14 protein-coding genes are annotated in these 17,762 nt (G+C 35.9%); 8 read left to right on the top strand and 6 right to left on the bottom strand.

Features of this window, described 5'->3' with window-relative positions:
- Positions 1-7 precede the first annotated feature (7 nt).
- From DPN68_RS12260 to DPN68_RS12240, 5 genes are all read right to left on the bottom strand, one after another.
- Positions 8-328 carry a hypothetical protein gene (locus DPN68_RS12260; RefSeq protein WP_113989937.1) on the bottom strand — a complete coding sequence of 107 codons (321 nt, stop codon included), beginning with the start codon at positions 326-328 and terminating at the stop codon, positions 8-10.
- Positions 329-472: 144 nt separating this feature from the next.
- Positions 473-1,462, bottom strand: coding sequence for an aspartate-semialdehyde dehydrogenase (locus DPN68_RS12255; RefSeq protein WP_113989936.1), 990 nt, complete (start codon positions 1,460-1,462; stop codon positions 473-475).
- Between the two features lie 156 nt (positions 1,463-1,618).
- Entirely contained in the window at positions 1,619-1,996 is a 378-nt protein-coding gene (gene mscL / locus DPN68_RS12250; RefSeq protein WP_113989935.1) for a large conductance mechanosensitive channel protein MscL, read from the bottom strand.
- Positions 1,997-2,060: 64 nt separating this feature from the next.
- The gene (locus DPN68_RS12245; protein WP_113989934.1) at positions 2,061-4,502 is read right to left on the bottom strand and encodes a bifunctional UDP-N-acetylmuramoyl-tripeptide:D-alanyl-D-alanine ligase/alanine racemase; all 2,442 of its coding nucleotides are present in this window, start codon (positions 4,500-4,502) and stop codon (positions 2,061-2,063) included.
- Positions 4,503-4,505: 3 nt separating this feature from the next.
- Positions 4,506-5,099 (bottom strand): thymidine kinase, encoded by a 594-nt coding sequence (locus DPN68_RS12240; RefSeq protein WP_113989933.1) that lies wholly within the window; start codon positions 5,097-5,099, stop codon positions 4,506-4,508.
- A gap of 101 nt (positions 5,100-5,200) precedes the next feature.
- Here DPN68_RS12240 and DPN68_RS12235 point away from each other — a divergent pair, with 101 nt between their 5' ends.
- From DPN68_RS12235 to recJ, 4 genes are all read left to right on the top strand, one after another.
- The gene (locus DPN68_RS12235; RefSeq protein ID WP_113989932.1) at positions 5,201-6,190 is read left to right on the top strand and encodes a hypothetical protein; all 990 of its coding nucleotides are present in this window, start codon (positions 5,201-5,203) and stop codon (positions 6,188-6,190) included.
- 236 nt (positions 6,191-6,426) lie between these two features.
- Positions 6,427-7,110, top strand: a complete 684-nt coding sequence (gene rsmI, locus DPN68_RS12230) for a 16S rRNA (cytidine(1402)-2'-O)-methyltransferase (RefSeq protein ID WP_113989931.1) — start codon at positions 6,427-6,429, stop codon at positions 7,108-7,110.
- Between the two features lie 304 nt (positions 7,111-7,414).
- The gene (locus tag DPN68_RS12220) at positions 7,415-7,840 is read left to right on the top strand and encodes an OsmC family protein (protein WP_113989929.1); all 426 of its coding nucleotides are present in this window, start codon (positions 7,415-7,417) and stop codon (positions 7,838-7,840) included.
- Between the two features lie 235 nt (positions 7,841-8,075).
- Positions 8,076-9,764, top strand: a complete 1,689-nt coding sequence (gene recJ / locus DPN68_RS12215; protein WP_113989928.1) for a single-stranded-DNA-specific exonuclease RecJ — start codon at positions 8,076-8,078, stop codon at positions 9,762-9,764.
- 141 nt (positions 9,765-9,905) lie between these two features.
- On the opposite strand, the gene DPN68_RS12210 is transcribed toward recJ, so the two are convergent.
- On the bottom strand, positions 9,906-10,649 hold the full coding sequence (locus DPN68_RS12210) for a UDP-2,3-diacylglucosamine diphosphatase (RefSeq protein ID WP_113989927.1): 744 nt from the start codon (positions 10,647-10,649) through the stop codon (positions 9,906-9,908).
- Positions 10,650-10,858: 209 nt separating this feature from the next.
- On the opposite strand from DPN68_RS12210, the gene DPN68_RS12205 reads away from it, so the two are divergent.
- The 4 genes from DPN68_RS12205 (at position 10,859) to DPN68_RS12190 (ending at position 17,694) form a co-directional block, all read left to right on the top strand.
- The gene (locus DPN68_RS12205; protein WP_133256606.1) at positions 10,859-11,176 is read left to right on the top strand and encodes a hypothetical protein; all 318 of its coding nucleotides are present in this window, start codon (positions 10,859-10,861) and stop codon (positions 11,174-11,176) included.
- Positions 11,176-14,802 carry a gliding motility-associated C-terminal domain-containing protein gene (locus DPN68_RS12200; protein WP_113989925.1) on the top strand — a complete coding sequence of 1,209 codons (3,627 nt, stop codon included), beginning with the start codon at positions 11,176-11,178 and terminating at the stop codon, positions 14,800-14,802. The genes DPN68_RS12205 and DPN68_RS12200 overlap by 1 nt, the downstream gene beginning before the upstream one ends.
- Before the next feature lie 63 nt (positions 14,803-14,865).
- Positions 14,866-15,798 carry a PorP/SprF family type IX secretion system membrane protein gene (locus DPN68_RS12195; protein WP_113989924.1) on the top strand — a complete coding sequence of 311 codons (933 nt, stop codon included), beginning with the start codon at positions 14,866-14,868 and terminating at the stop codon, positions 15,796-15,798.
- Between the two features lie 18 nt (positions 15,799-15,816).
- Positions 15,817-17,694, top strand: a complete 1,878-nt coding sequence (locus tag DPN68_RS12190; RefSeq protein WP_113989853.1) for an OmpA family protein — start codon at positions 15,817-15,819, stop codon at positions 17,692-17,694.
- Positions 17,695-17,762: the final 68 nt, after the last annotated feature.

Raw genomic sequence — 17,762 nt, 5'->3', positions numbered from 1 at the left:
TTAATATTTAAACCAATGCTGGTGGACCTCGTAAAAGATTCGATTTTCCTTTGAAAGTTTTGTGACTTTCAATTACATTGAATTGGTAAGGAATTTCGAAATGAGGTTCGAAAAAAGTGTAAGTAGTAATTTCTGGGGCTAAAAAAGAGGCAAATTTGAATTCACAAACTGGACATTCTTCAGTCTCCGAGAAATTTATTTTGTAGTTGCTTTTTTGACCAACTTCATCACAACAACTGCTGTGTTCTAAATGATGATCGTGTGAAAAAGTATGAATTGATTGATAACTAACAGCAAATAATACCGCTAGCATTAGCATCAAATTCATATGTAGTACTTTATTTTTCACAAGACAAATATAGTGCTTTTAGAGTGAAGCCAAAAAAGAAACCACGAATTAACGAATTTTTATGCTTTGATAGCCTTTATTCGTGAACTCGTGGTTTATTTTTTAGAAATATTTTAATTGGATTTAAACCAAATTATTCGCTACCAAATATTCCGCAATTTGAATCGTATTGGTTGCAGCGCCTTTTCTTAAATTATCGGCTACAATCCAAAGATTTAATGAATTAGGTTGGCTTTCATCTCTTCTGATTCTTCCAACGAAAACATCGTCTTTTCCTTGCGCATAAATTGGCATTGGATAAGTAAAGGTGTCCAAATTATCTTGAACCGTTACACCAGGTGTTTGATGTAAAATTTGACGAATTTCACTTAAATCAAAATCATTTTCAAATTGAATATTTACTGCTTCGCTATGTCCGCCCACAACTGGAATTCGGATAGCAGTTGCTGTAACTGCAATGGTTTTGTCGTTTAAGATCTTTTGGGTTTCACGAACCAATTTCATTTCTTCTTTGGTATACCCATTTTCTTCAAAAACATCACATTGTGGAATCGCATTTCTGTGGATTGGATATTTATAGGCCATTTCTCCTTGAATTCCTGCATATTCGTTTTCTAATTGACGAACGGCTTTTACTCCCGTTCCAGTAATGGATTGGTAAGTAGAAACTACAATTCTTTTAATGGTATATTTTGTGTGTAAAGGAGCCAATGCCATGACCATCTGAATCGTAGAACAGTTTGGATTAGCAATGATTTTATCTTCTTTAGTTAATTGATTGGCATTGATTTCTGGAACAATTAGTTTCTTATCAGTATCCATTCGCCAAGCAGATGAATTATCGATTACCGTTGTGCCAACTGCTGCAAATTTTGGCGCCCATTCTTTAGAAGTTTCACCACCTGCGGAAAATAAAGCGATTTCGGGCTTCATGTCAACAGCTGTTTGCAAACCTACAACCGTAAATGTTTGTTCGTTCCACTCAATTTGTTTTCCAACAGACTTTTCTGAAGCAACAGGAATTAATTCTGTTACAGGAAATTTTCTCTCTGCTAATACTTGCAGCATAACTTCGCCTACCATTCCGGTAGCGCCTACTAAGGCTATTTTCATTTTGTGTGCTATTTAATGATGCAAAAATATAGAATATTTAAATGACTTAGCAAGAATTAAAAGGATTATAACATTTTTTCAATTCTGTAACATTTATGTAAAAAAACACCCCGACGAATCGGGGTTTAATTAGAATATATAATGTAGCGGTATTGACTATTTTTTTAGTAAATCTCTAATTTCAGCTAGTAATTCTTCTTGAGTTGGTCCTGCTGGAGGCGCTGGAGCTGGTTCTTCTTTTTTCTTCATGCTGTTGATTCCTTTTACCATTAAAAAAATAACAAAAGCAATAACTAAAAAGCTAATCACAGCAGCTAAAAATTTACCATATAAAATACCACCATCGGTTTTTAATCCGGATAAATCTTCTACTTGGGCTGCTTTTAAAGCGGGATTTAACAAAGCTGGAGTAATAACATCCGAAACCAGAGAGTTTACGATTGCGCCAAATGAAGCTCCAATAATTACTCCAACAGCCAAATCCATTGCATTACCTTTCGCAATAAAATTTTTAAATTCTGAAATCATTCCCATACTAAATAAGTTTTAAGAGTTAGTTTTTATTGTTTTAACGAATTTACAAAAAAAACATGAAATGTTAATTTTTATAAAAAATTCTTTTCACCCGTTGCGAAATTCCTGTTAAAACCTCATAAGGAATAGTGCCAATAGTAGTCGCAATCTCTGTTACTTTTGGACTATAACCAAAAATAATCACTTCATCACCGGGTTTGCAGTTGATTTGAGTTACATCAACCATGAGCATATCCATGCAAATATTGCCTAAAATGGCTGCTTTTTGGTTGTTAATCACTACAAATCCTTTTTGGTTGCCCCAAGCTCTTCGAATACCATCAGCGTAACCAATTGGAATTGTGGCAACTTGCATTTTTTTGGTCACCATAAATTTTCTACTATAACCAATGCTTTCTTCTGGTAAAACAGTTCTAATTTGTGAAATCACCGATTTTAATGTGCTCACATTTTCCAAAACTTGTAATTCTTGTTCTGAATTGCCAATGCCATATAATCCAATACCTAATCGCACCATTTCCATTTGGTATTCGGGATAATTGAAAATGCCAGATGTGTTTAAAATGTGACGAATGGGTTGGTAATTTATAGAGGAAACCAAGTCGGAATACATAGCGTCAAAACGTGCGATTTGATTTTTGGTAAAAGTATCGAAAGAAGTATCATCGCTGGCGGCCAAATGAGAAAAAATACTTTTCACTCGAACAAACGGATTGTTTTTAAGTAATCCTTTTAGTTCATCCATCAAATGTGGTTCAAAACCCAATCGATGCATTCCAGTATCTAATTTAATATGAATTGGATAATGTGAAATATTGCGTTCTTTGGCTAATTTCAAAAAGGCTTGCAAACCGGTAATCGAATAAATTTCGGGTTCTAAATCGTAAGCAATCATCGCATGGAAACTACTATTTTCTGGATTCAAAACCATAATTGGCGTTGTAATTCCAGCTTTTCGAAGTTCGATGCCTTCATCGGCAAAAGCTACTCCTAAATAATCCACTTTATGATGTTCTAATAGTTTCGCAATTTCAAATCCGCCGTTACCATAACCAAATGCCTTCACCATCACCATAATTTTGGTTGTTGGATTCACTTTCGATTTGTAGAAATTCAAATTATGGCTAATCGCATCTAAATTGATTTCCAAAACTGTTTCGTGCTTTTTCTCTTCCAATAAAACCACAATTTCATCAAAATTAAAACTGCGAGCGCCTTTGATTAGAATGGCTTCGTTTTGAAACGATTGCGTGTTGAATTGTTGCAAGAAATCTGTAGCATTTGGAAACGAAATCACATTGGGCAATTCTTTCAAATGTTGCGAAATGGTTTCGCCAATCGTGATAATTCGGTCAATTTTATTGTTTTGCAGAATAACCGCGACTTTTTGGTATAAAGTGGCAACAGGTAAACCACTTTGAAAAATATCAGATAAAATGATGGTTTTTTTACTGTGATTTTTTTGTTGTTCCAAGAAATCCAGCGCCATTTTGAGCGATTGATAATCCGAAGAATACGAATCGTCTATCAAAACGCAATTGTTGATTCCTTTTTTGGCTTGCAAACGAATTTCAATCGGATACAAATTTTTCATTCGCTCTTGAATCGTAGCAATTTCCATATTCAAATACAACAAAACGCCCAAACAACTCAAACTGTTTTTGATTGAAATGGTATCCAAAAACGGAATTTCAATAGTAAAAGTTTCGTTTTGGTAGTGAATTTGAATTTGGCTAAAACCTTCTTTTTGACTTTTTATTTCGGCGAAAATCGTAGCATTTTTATCTTCTAGACTCCAAGTGATTTTGGAACATAAAATTCCTGTTTCAATGGCTTCATTTTTCTCTAAAACAACCACTTCACAACTTTGGAATAAAGCCGATTTTTCAGCGATTTTTTCTTCCCAATTCGCAAAACCTTCATCGTGAGCGCTTCCTAAATTAGTAAAAACCCCAATTTTCGGTTGGATAATTTCGGCTAACGCTTGCATTTCGTTTTTTTGGGAAATTCCAGCTTCAAAAATGCCTAAATTGTGATTTTCATTAATTCCAAAAATAGAGAGTGGCACACCTACTTGCGAATTAAAACTTTTTGGACTTCGAACAGTCGTATAGTCAGGACTTAACAAGAAATTCAACCATTCTTTTACGATGGTTTTTCCGTTACTTCCAGTAATACCAATGACGGGAAATTGAAATAAACTTCGGTAATATTTAGCGGTTTCTTGTAAGGCTTTCGTGGTGTTTTTTACCAAAATAAAATTGGCTTTTCCTTGACAATTTTCAGGAATAAATTCCACTACAAAATACCGAACGCCTTTCGAAATCAGTTCTTCAATGTAATGATGCGCATCGTGATTTTGTCCTTTCAACGCAAAAAATAACGTATTTGTTCCGTTTTGCATCGACCGACTATCAATGGAAATATGTTCTACCAAAAAATCAGTAGAATTCCCAATAAATTCGCCTTGACAAGCCTTAATGCTATGTTGTAAATTGAAATTCAATGTTTATTTTTCTTCTTTATTTTCTCGTAAAGCTCGGTAATAAGCGGCACGACTCAAAGGTTCGTATTCTTCCGTTTCGCCTAGCATGACTAATTTTTCATCACTAGATTTTCTGAAACTGTAATTGGCTAGGTTTCCAGTTCTTGTACAAACCGCATGCACTTTGGTTACATATTCAGCTGTTGCCATTAAAGCAGGCATTGGTCCGAAAGGATTTCCTTTAAAATCCATATCCAAACCCGCAACAATTACGCGGATTCCTTGGTTAGCCAAATCATTACAAACGGCAACAATTTCATCGTCGAAAAATTGGGCTTCATCAATTCCCACCACATCGCAACCTTGAGCTAAAATTCTAATATTTTCGGCAACAGGAACTGGCGTAGAACGAATTTCATTGGCATCGTGCGAAACCACCATTTCGTCATGATAACGCGTGTCGACAGCCGGTTTGAAAATTTCTACTTTTTGCTTAGCAAATTGGGCGCGTTTCAGCCTGCGAATGAGTTCTTCGGTCTTGCCAGAAAACATGGAGCCACAAATGACTTCTATCCAGCCAAATTGTTCGTGTTGATTTACGGGATTTTCAAGAAACATTTTGTATATTTCGTTCGATTACTATTTTTTTCTTTTACTTTTGTAAGCGAAACAAATTTATTAAAAAACCAACTATATATTCCATTCTATTCTATAAAGTTATGAAGAAAAAGTTAGAAGCCGAATTAATTAGCATTGCACACCGTGTATTGAAATTAAAAAATCGTTCTGAAACCCGTCAATTACAAGAAGAAGCGAAGAAATTGTACGAACAATTGACTGTTTTGCGCTTTTATGAAGAAAACATTGAAGTGGTTGAAAAAGAAATTTCTGCAACTGATTTTGAAGAAAAATTAGCTGTTTTTACTTCCAATGAAACGCCTTTGCAGGAAGAAGTTGCTGTTCAAATTTCAGCTGAAGTAATTGCCGAAACAGTTGAAGAAGAAGTTAAGGAAGTGATTTCGGAAGAAACGGATTTGGAAGAGGAAATTGGGGTTCAAGAAGAAGCTTTACAAGATCAAGAGCAAGTTCAATTTCAAGAACAAGAGCAAGTTCAATTTGGAGAGGAAATTCAAGAAGAAGTTCAAGAGGAAACAAATGTAGTTGTTGAAGAAACTGTGGAAGAAGTGATTGAAGAAGTTCCAGTTAAAGAAACTGTTCAACCGCAACAAATATCTTTTGAAGATGTTTTTGGTGCCGATTTCAAAGAACCTGAATTTGTAAAAGTAGAAGATGTTCCTGCGGAAGTGGAAAAAGTTGCAGATCTTACTTTTGAAGCAATAGAAGAAGCAGAAGAACCTGTTTTTGAAACAAAAACTGTTGTAGAAGAAGTTAAAATTGAAAGAACAGAAACTATTCAAGCAACAAAAACAACCACTTTTCAAGAAGAGCCAAAATCGATGTCATTAAATGACCGATTGAACAAAGGAATCAACATCGGTTTGAACGATAGAATTGCTTTCGAAAAACGCTTATTTGGTGGAAGTCCAGATGATTTTAACCGTGTGTTATCGCAATTAAATACCTTTGATACATTTGAAGAAGCTAAAGGTTTTATAGAAGATTTCGTGAAACCAGACTACGACAACTGGAACGGAAAAGAAGAATACGAAGCGCGTTTTCTAGAGATTGTGGAGAAGAAGTTTAATTAGTTTTCAGTTGCAGTTACAGTTTTCAGTCTCAGACTCTTTTTGGTGATTCGTGCTAATTCGTGAAATTCGAGTTTTTAGTTTAACCACATAGAAACATAGGTTTTTCTTGTTTGAGTTTTGTTTAGCACGTATAGCTAATGTGTAGAAATCTATTTTCTATATAATTCTTTTAAAATTTAAGTTTTGCTATGTGTCTATGTGGTAAAAATTCTTTTTTTTATTCAAATCGTTTATAAATGAGTAAATTATATATCGTTCCAACGCCAATAGGCAATTTAGAAGACATGACTTTTCGTGCCATTAAAGTACTGAAAGAAGTCGATTTAATTTTAGCAGAAGACACGCGAACCAGCGGAAAATTGCTAAAACACTTCGAAATTGCAACGCACATGCACAGCCATCACATGCACAACGAACACAAAACCGTTGAAAATTTGGTGAAGCGATTACAAGCCGGCGAAACCATTGCGTTAATCAGTGATGCAGGAACTCCAGCCATTTCTGATCCAGGATTTTTGCTTACGCGCGCTTGTGTAGAAAACGGAATTGCCGTGGAATGTTTGCCAGGAGCAACAGCATTTGTACCTGCTTTGGTGAATAGTGGCTTGCCCAATGATAAATTTGTATTCGAGGGATTTTTACCCGATAAAAAAGGAAGACAAACCCGATTTTTAGCCTTACAAGAAGAATATCGCACCATGATTTTTTATGTTTCGCCACACAAATTAAACAAAACTTTAGCCGAATTTGTACAGTATTTCGGAGCCGACAGACCGGTTTCTGTTTCACGAGAATTATCCAAATTACACGAAGAAACCATAAGAGGAACCGCCGAAGAAGTTTTAAAACACTTTGAAGCGAAACCGGCTAAAGGTGAAATTGTTGTGGTTGTGGGGGGATTAATAAAGATGAAAGGATAATGGGTTTTAAGAAAATAGGATTGTTTCTTTTTGTCATTATTATGACAAATATTATTATTCATTTTGAACTCATTCCTAATATTCAAATTTCCGCAAATAGTCATTCCGCAAATGAAGATTATTTAGAGATATTAACTCTTTTAGTTGCTATAATTAGTTTTGCATTTTCTATATACTTGATTTTTTTTAAGAAAAATAAAAATGGTTTTCTATTATTGCTATTTGCTCTTAATGTAGCGTTATGGATACCAAAGATATTTAGTATTAATTGCAAAATTTGTTCAACGGTATAATATTAAAAACTATGGAAACACACAACATAACCACCACATGGAAAGGTAACATGCAATTTGAATCCACTAACCCAAGTGGTGATGTCTTTTCAATTGATGCTGGTCCTGAAAACGGTGGCGAAGGAAAAGGCTTGCGTCCAAAAGCGTTGATGTTGTCGGCGTTAGCGGGCTGTACTGGTTTAGACGTTGCTTCATTAATGGAAAAAATGAAGTTAGAAGTAACCGATTTTAAAATTGAAACTTCAGGTGAATTAACCGAAGAGCATCCAAAAACCTATCACACAGTAAAAGTAGATTACCATTTTTACGGAGATAATTTAGACGAGAAAAAATTAGAAAAAGCCGTGAATTTATCTGTAGAAAAATATTGTGGTGTGATGGAAATGTTCCGTCAGTTTGCAAAAGTTGAGGTGGAAATTTTTTATCATAAAATATAATTTACAAAGGTTTTACCACATAGAAACATAGATAAAAAGTTAATTTTAGTTCATGCTGAATACACAAAGCCTATCTAATCTATAAAAAGTGTAACGACTATTTTGATAAGAATCAACCTATGTTTCTATGTGGTTAATTTTTTTCATTAAGTAAATTCAAAAATATTTATACCTTTGTCATTCAAGTATATAAGCCAAAATAAATAATTCATAATTTTTAATTCGTAATTAAACTATGCGTTGGAATCCAAAATCTAAGCCAAATCCAGAAAAAGTACAAGCCATTCAGCAAGCACTTCAAGTCGATGAAATTATTGCGACACTTTTAGTTCAACGAGGTATTGAAACCTTCGAACAAGCCAAAACGTTTTTCCGTCCCACTTTAGCTGATTTGCACAATCCGTATCTGATGAAAGATATGGACAAAGCCGTAACTCGAATTGAAACCGCTATTGCTAACAACGAAAATATTCTGATTTTCGGTGATTACGATGTCGATGGAACAACCGCTGTTTCCTTAGTTTCGAGTTATTTACGTAGTTTTTATCCCAATGTTGCCACGTATATTCCCGATAGATATGCAGAAGGTTATGGCATTTCCTATATGGGAATTGACTATGCCGAAGACAACGCTATTTCCTTAATTATAGCTTTGGATTGTGGTATCAAATCGATTGATCATGTCAATTATGCCAAAGCAAAAAACATCGATTTTATTATTTGCGACCATCATCGACCAGGTGCTATTTTACCCGATGCCGTTGCGGTTTTAGATCCAAAACGCGACGATTGTTCGTATCCATATGATGAATTATGCGGTTGTGGTGTCGGATTTAAATTGATTCAAGCTTTAGCCGAAAATAGAAACCAAACAATTGATGATTTAGTACTGTATTTGGATTTAGTAGCGACAGCAATTGCAGCTGATATCGTTCCAATTACTGGCGAGAATAGAGTATTGGCTAAATTTGGTTTGGAGGTTATTAATTCGAATCCACGACCAGGAATAAAAGCTTTGATTCAAAACGTAAAGAAAAAAGTCTTGACGATTACCGATGTCGTTTTCATCGTTGCACCAAGAATCAATGCAGCAGGAAGAATCAAACACGGAAACGAAGCGGTTGCGTTATTAACCGAATACGATTTAGACCAAGCCGAGCAATTTGCCTCAGAAATCGAGCAACATAATTCCGACAGAAAAGAATTAGACAAAAAAATCACACAAGAAGCCTTACTTCAAATCGAAGCAAACAACGAACAAAACCGATTTTCAACAGTCGTTTACCAAGAAAATTGGCACAAAGGCGTTATCGGAATCGTAGCTTCAAGATTGGTAGAAAACTATTATCGTCCGACGATAGTTTTTACAAAAAGTGGTGAAAAATTGGCAGCTTCGGCGCGTTCTGTGAAAGATTTTGATGTGTATAATGCTTTGGAAGCGTGTGCCGAACATTTGGAACAATTCGGCGGACACATGTATGCCGCTGGAATGACGCTTTTGGAAGAAAACTACGAAAACTTCAAAAGTGCCTTCGAAAAAGTCGTCCAAGATACTATTCATCCCGATTTGTTGACGCCTGAAATTTCTTATGACGCTGAAATCGAATTGACAGAAATCAATCCCAAATTAATACGTTTGTTGAAGCAATTTGAACCATTCGGACCTGAAAATATGACACCGGTTTTCTACTCTAAAAATCTAAAAGATTCTGGCTATGCAAAAGCCATTGGAACCGAAGAAGAACATTTGAAAGCGTTTATTAAACAAGAAAATTCGGAAAGTTTTGGTGCTATCGGATTTGGATTGGGCAATAAATTGGATTTGATTACTAATCAAAAGCCTTTCGAAGCGGTTTATTGCTTAGATGAAAATGAATTCAACGGAACGGTATCGCTACAACTGAGATTAAAAGACATTCGATAATTTTTTGAAGCGAATGGTTTGGGTTTTTTTGTAGTCCATTTTCCCGCTGTCCACTATATTTTTTTTTGCTTTGTCAAATTGAGCGTAGTCGAAATAAAGCAAAAAAAGGATGTCGTTCCCATGGGGGCTAAAAAGTAAACTTTAGGCTTCTTTGTAAACTTTTAATTCCATTTTTTCACCATCAAAAACACCGTAGGTAAAATACCCAATCCAATCGCCAAGGTTAATATATTTTGAGTTTTCGTTCAATTCAATTTCCAAAGGCAAATGGCGGTGACCAAAAACAAAGTAATCGTAATGTTTCGATTCTAATTTTCTTAGACAATATTGGTACAACCATTCATTTTCTTTCCCTAAGAATTTCACATCTTCAGCACCTGAAATCAATTTATTTTTAACCGATAAATATTGGGCTAATTTCACACCAATATCAGGATGCAACCAACGAAACAACCATTTAGAAAAGGGATTGGTAAACACCTTTTTCATGCGTTTGTAACCCATGTCGCCTGGTCCTTTTCCGTCACCGTGACCAATAAGGAATGTTTTTCCATTGAAAGTAAAATCTTTATTATCGTGATAAACGGGAATATTGAGTTCTTTTTCAAAATAATCATGCATCCATAAATCGTGATTACCTACAAAAAAGTAAATAGGAATTCCAGAATCTCTAATTTCTGCTAATTTCCCTAAAACTCGTATAAAACCTTTAGGGACAACCGTTTTGTATTCGAACCAAAAATCGAACAAATCACCTAAAAGAAAAATGGCATCGGCATCTTTTTTTACTTCATCAAGCCATTGAATAAATTTTTGTTCACGTGGAAAACTCTCCTCTTGTGTAGGAGCTCCAAGGTGTTGGTCGGATGCAAAATAGACTTTCAAGGTTGTTTTAGTGTTAAATTAATGTTAATCATCGATAAATTGTGTATTTCATCGATTTTGTTAAGCTTGTGTTAATCAGATTGAAATAAATCAATATTTTTAACAAATTTTTATTAAAAGTATGCAATAATAACAATTTGGGTTTGATTTGTTATTTTAATTGTGATTCATTGGTAAAGATAGTAATAGTTATTAAATCATTTAAAGTAATGAAAAAAAAATTATTTAGTTTGTTTTGTCTACTGTTTTTTTCGTGTCTGTCTTTTGGACAAGTTAAAAGTCAGAAATCTAAAAACAATGTTTCGAAAAATGAAAAACAAACAGAAGTTTGTGATTTCAAACCTCATCTTACTGAGGTATACATTATTCAGGGTTCAGTAGAATCAACAGATGTTAAACCTCGACGTTTAACCGATGATGAAAAGTGTTTGGTTGAACAAAAAAGAAAAGAAAATGAAGTTGTTATACTGCAACTTGATACTTACACAGAAGTAAGAATCTTGCCTAAATCTAAAATTAAAGAATAATGAAAATAAAATTACTTTTTATTGTTTTATTAGCTTCATTAAATTGTTTTGCTCAACCAGCAAACGATAATTGTGCTAATGCAACAGCATTAACAATTGATGCGCCTTTGTTGTGTTCTCAAACTACAGCATCAGCAACTGCTCAAGGAGGAGAATATTGTGCCGCTAGTGGTGGTGGTGTAACGCCTCGAACAGTTTGGTATTCATTTGTAGCAACTAGTACAACAATGGTTTTAAATGTTATTAGAACAAATACTACCAATTGTTTTGCTCGTGTTTCAGTTTATGGGCCAAATGCAGCTTGTTTGCCAGGAGCGGGAACTGCAATTTTTGACTGTGTGATTCTAAATGGTGATCCAGGAGTTTTTCAAGCCTTAACTGGATTAACAGTTGGAGCAACTTACAGAATTCAGTATAATGGACAAGATTGTGGTGGGGGTAGTGATAGAGCTCATCAATTTTGTATAGGTATTTATAATCCAGCCTCAAATAATGCTGTAGCAACTGGATCAGTAATTGATGCTTGTGGTACAGTATTTAATGGAACAACCCAAGGAGGTTACTTTCCTAGTGGTTCAGGAGTTGGATTTAGAGATTTAGATAATAATTTAGGAACTACTTGTCCAGCATGTGGTGCGCAACCTGGTGCTGATGTTCCTTTTGTTGTAAATAATGACTCATGGTTTTCATTCTGTGCAGCAACTGCAGGTACTTGGCAAGTAACATTTACGGTAGGTGCATGTGCGTTGTCTGGTTTAAATAGCGGTCTTCAAATGGCGATTTTTACGGGCACCCCAGGTGCTTTAACTTGGTTGGCTCAAGCGCCTAATCCAACTTATACAGGTGATACTTGGGTTTCTCCAAATATTACTTTAGCAGCAGGAGAATGTGCTTACCTTATGGTAGACGGATTTGCAGGTGATGCATGTGGTTATTCTTATGTTTTAACTCCTATTGGAGGTTCTCCATGTGATTTAGTAACAACTTGTGGTATTACTGCTAATCCTACTTGTACAACTCCAGGTTTGTATACGCTCTCTGGTGAGGTTACTTTTAGTAATCCACCAGCTACTGGAACAATGACAGTAACTAACAATTGTGGAGGTAGCCAAGTATTTAATGCGCCATTCACATCCCCAATAGCTTATTCATTACCAGGGTTAACTGCTAATGGAGCTAATTGTACAGTTTCTGCATCTTTTTCTGATACTAGTGATTGTGCGGCATCTGCTAATTATGTAGCGCCTTTAAGCCCAGCAGTTCCAACAATTAATACAACAGCTCCAACGTGTTCAGCAGATGGCTTTGCTACTATTACGAATTATGTAGGTGGATTAACGTATGTGTTTACACCAGTAGGGCCGACAGTTGATGGTACGGGATTAATTTCGAACATGACAATTGGAACGAATTATGTAGTTTCAGCAAGTAATGGAAGTTGTGCTTCGGCAGATTCTGCATCATTTGTTATAGCAGCGATGTTACCAACACCAGCAGTTCCAACAATTACTACAACAGCGCCAACGTGTTCAGCGGATGGATTTAGTCAAATATCAAATTATGTTGGAGGAACAATTTATGTGTTCACTCCAGCAGGACCAACAGTTGATGGTACTGGAATGATTTCAGGAATGACAGTTGGTACGAGTTATACGGTTACAGCAGGTAATGGGACATGTACATCAGCAGCTTCAACATCGTTTACGAATTTAGCCCAGCTTACAGTTCCAGCAGTTCCAACAGTTGATGTAACAGCACCAACGTGTTCAGCGGATGGATTTGCTACTATTACGAATTATGTAGGTGGATTAACGTATGTGTTTACTCCTGCAGGACCAATAGTTGATGGTACGGGATTAATTTCGAACATGGCAATTGGAACGAATTATGTAGTTTCAGCAAGCAATGGAAGTTGTGCATCTGCGGATTCTGCTTCATTTGTTATAGCTGGGATGTTACCAACACCAGCAGTTCCAACAATTACTACAACAGCGCCAACGTGTTCAGCGGATGGATTTAGTCAAATATCAAATTATGTAGGAGGAACAACTTATGTGTTCACTCCAGCAGGACCAACAGTTGATGGTACTGGAATGATTTCAGGAATGACAGTTGGTACGAGTTATACGGTTACAGCAGGTAATGGGACATGTACATCAGCAGCTTCAACATCGTTTACGAATTTAGCCCAGCTTACAGTTCCAGCAGTTCCAACAGTTGATGTAACAGCACCAACGTGTTCAGCGGATGGATTTGCAACAATTACAAATTATGTAGGCGGATTAACGTATGTGTTTACTCCTGCAGGACCAATAGTTGATGGTACGGGATTAATTTCGAATATGACTATTGGAACGAATTATGTAGTTTCAGCAAGCAATGGAAGTTGTGCTTCTGCAGATTCTGCATCATTTGTTATAGCTGCGATGTTACCAACACCAGCAGTTCCAACAATTACTACAACAGCGCCAACGTGTTCAGCGGATGGATTTAGTCAAATATCAAATTATGTAGGAGGAACAACTTATATGTTCACTCCAGCAGGACCAACAGTTGATGGTACTGGAATGATTTCAGGAATGACAGTTGGTACGAGTTATACGGTTACAGCAGGTAATGGGACATGTACATCAGCAGCTTCAACATCGTTTACGAATTTAGCCCAGCTTACAGTTCCAGCAGTTCCAACAGTTGATGTAACAGCACCAACGTGTTCAGCGGATGGATTTGCTACTATTACGAATTATGTAGGTGGATTAACGTATGTGTTTACACCAGTAGGGCCGACAGTTGATGGTACGGGATTAATTTCGAACATGACAATTGGAACGAATTATGTAGTTTCAGCAAGTAATGGAAGTTGTGCTTCGGCAGATTCTGCATCATTTGTTATAGCAGCGATGTTACCAACACCAGCAGTTCCAACAGTAACTGTAACTCAACCGTCATGTGCTACACCGACAGCTACAATTTTGGTTGTATCACCAATTGGTGCTAACTTAGAGTATAGCATTAATAATGGTGTGAGTTATCAAACAAGCACATCATTTTCAGGATTAGTTCCAAGTTCATTCTATACAATTATTGTTAGAGATGTTGTTTCTGGTTGTGTTTCTAATGCTTCAAGTAATATAATTACAGATGCGGTACCATCTTCACCAATTGTTGCTTTGTCTTCAGGTTGTAATGGTTCAAGTTATGAAATAGTAGCTTCTACAACTTCTAGTTCGGCAACTTATGAATGGTATAATGGGTCAACTTTGATTGGTAGCGCTGCAGCTGTTGTTGTTTCTTCAGTTGGAACTTATCAAGTTGATGTTACAGTTGATGGTTGTACTACAACTGAGTTTATAACTATTGATAATGTTACGTGTTCTATACCAAAAGGAATTTCTCCAAATGGCGATGGATTAAATGATACTTGGGATATTTCTGGTTTGAACGCTAGAAAGGTTCAAATTTTTAACCGTTATGGTGTTGAAGTTTATAGTAGATCTAATTATACTTCTGAGTTTGAAGGTAAGACTAACAACGGAAATGAACTTCCTACCGGTACTTACTATTATGTGATTACCTTAGATACCGAGGCTAAAACTGGTTGGTTATATATTAATAGAGCACAATAATTATGTATTCACTCGATGAAAATCGAGTGAATATAATTTATAAATAGAAAATAAAACAAAACAATGAAACAACTATTTTTTATAGTTTTTACGCTACTTGTCTTTTCAGCAAGTGTTCAAGCACAACAGGATCCCCATTATACGCAGTACATGTATAATATGAGTATTATGAATCCGGCGTATGCTGGTAGTAAGGAGAATTTATCGATGGGATTGTTATATAGAAAGCAGTGGGTTGAGATCGAGGATGCGCCTACGACAGCTACCTTTTTTGGTCATTCTGCAGTTGGCAAGAATGTTGGATTGGGATTGAGTGTTATATCGGATAAGATTGGTCCTGTAGAGGAGAACAATGTTTACGGGGATTTTTCGTACACGATTAATTTAGGAGGCGAGCATAAGTTAGCTTTTGGATTAAAAGCAGGACTTACGTTTCATAAAGTGGGGTTGTTTAGTGATATTTACAATACGTTGCCACAGCCCAATGATCCGGCTTTTCAAGAAAACATAAACAATACTTATTTTAATATTGGTTCAGGATTTTTCTATTATACGGATAAGTATTATTTAGGATTTTCGGTTCCCAATATGTTAAAGTCAAAGCATTTGGACATTCGTCAAAATGGAGATGAGTACGAGTTTGGATCGGAGACGAGTCATTATTTTTTAACTGGAGGCTATGTTTTTGATGTAACAGAGAACGTGAAATTTAAACCCTTTTTCATGTTAAAGTCAGCCTTTAATGTTCCAGCATCGTTAGATTTATCTACGAACTTTTTATTCAACGAGAAGTTTGAGATTGGTGCAACTTACCGTTTAGATGATAGTTTTGGCGCTATGGTTAATTATGCGGTATTACCTAATTTACGTATTGGTTATGCCTATGATCATATTGTATCGGATTTAAAAGTAACTACACCTTCTTCGCACGAGATTATCTTGTTGTTTGATGTAAACTTCCCGAAAAAGGTATCAAGTTCACCGAGATTTTTCTAACCTAATAGCACAAAAAAAATGAAGAATATATATTTAAGTTTAAGTTTTGTTTTAGCTGTTAGTTTAGCACAGGGACAAAACAAACAAACCCGAGTAGCGGATAAGTTATTTGAGCGCTACGAATATGTTGAAGCCGCTCAAGAGTATTTAAAATTAGCCGATAAAGGCGATGCAGATACGTATGTAGTAAAACAATTAGCAGAGAGTTATTACAATATTTTTAATACCAAAGAAGCTGTAAAGTGGTTTTCAAAACTTGTAGAAGAAAAGCAAGAGGCAGAAACGTATTATAAATATGCCCAAATGCTTAAAGCAGAAGGTAACTACCAAGAAGCTAACAAGCAAATGGAGCAGTTTGCCACCTTAGCGCCTAATGACCAAAGAGCCAAAGCATTCAAATCGAATCCAAATTATCTTGCAGCGGTTAAATCACAGGCGAAGTTATTTGATATTACCCCATCAGATATCAGTAGCGATAAGAGTGATTTTGGAGCGGTATTAGCTAACGATAACACGATTTATTTCACAAGTGCAAGAAACACATCTCGCAGAACACACGGATGGAACGAAGAGCCATATTTGGATATTTATAAAGCTACGTTCAATGAAAACAAAACCATTAGCGAAGCTACACCACTAAGTGATGTAAATACCAAATGGCATGACGGGCCCGTAGCTATTTCTAGCGATGGAAACACGATGTACTTTGGAAGTGAGAGTTTCAATGAGAAGGAATTTGAAAAAGGAAAAACAACTACCACGGAGCAAACTATAAAAAAAGGAAGAATCTACTTGTATAAAGCTACCAAAGAGGGCGATAAGTGGACTAGTGTAAAACCACTTCCAATGAATAATAAGTCGTACTCGGTAAGAAACCCAAGTATTAGCAAAGACGGGAAAACGCTTTATTTTTCATCGGATATGCCAGGGGGATTAGGTGGAGAAGACATTTGGAAAGTAAGTGTAGATGGCGATACATACGGTACACCAGAGAACTTAGGAAAGAACATCAATACAGAAGGAAACGAGAGTTTTCCATTTATTGCGGATGACAATGTATTGTACTTTACTTCAGATGCCAGACAAGGCTTTGGAGGTTTTGATATCTATAAAGTAGATATGAACAAACCAACTGAAGCAACTAACATTGGAGCTCCAGTAAATACAGAGAAAGATGATTTTTCATTTACGTTCAATAAGAGCAAGAAAGTAGCCTTCTTTTCAAGTAATAGAGCAGGAGTAGACAATATTTACGTGGCTATACCAGTTTGTGGTGTAAACGCTTTGGTGGTTACTAAAAACGCAAAAACAGGTGCTTTGATAGAAGGTGCAACAGTTAGCGCAATGGACGCTAAAAATGTACTTGCGGCTACACAAACTACAACTGAAATGGGAACTACAAATTTCGGATTGAATTGCGAAATGGTATATAACTTCCAAGCAACAAAGACAGGATTTGAGAATGCAATAGCTACTATGCAAGAATCAGAAGGAGGCGAGACGACAATTGAGATTTTGATGAATCCAATTATGCCAGTTATAACAGAGAAGGAAGTGATTTTAGCACCGATATTCTTTGAGTTCAACAAGAGCAACATCACGGCGCAAGGAGCTGAGGAGTTAAACAAGTTAGTGATGGTAATGAACGAGTATCCAGAGATGGTCATATTTGCTAAATCCCACACCGATAACAGAGGAAGTGATAAATACAACATGAATTTATCGGATCGAAGAGCAAAAGCTACTGTTCAGTACATTATCTCGAAAGGCATTGCAAAAGAGCGTATTTCTGGACAAGGATTTGGAGAGAGTGAGCCAAAAGTGAACTGCACCAAGTGTACAGAAGAGGAACACGCACAAAACAGACGAAGTGAATTCTTAATTGTTAAGAAGTAAGATAGTTATTTAAGTTAACCAAATTAGATTACCAAAGCCCTGAAATTGAAAAATTTTAGGGCTTTTTT

Origin of the sequence: Flavobacterium tibetense (assembly GCF_003293845.1) — a bacterium.
Lineage (GTDB): Bacteria > Bacteroidota > Bacteroidia > Flavobacteriales > Flavobacteriaceae > Flavobacterium > Flavobacterium tibetense.
This window is presented reverse-complemented; position numbering and strand designations above follow the sequence as displayed.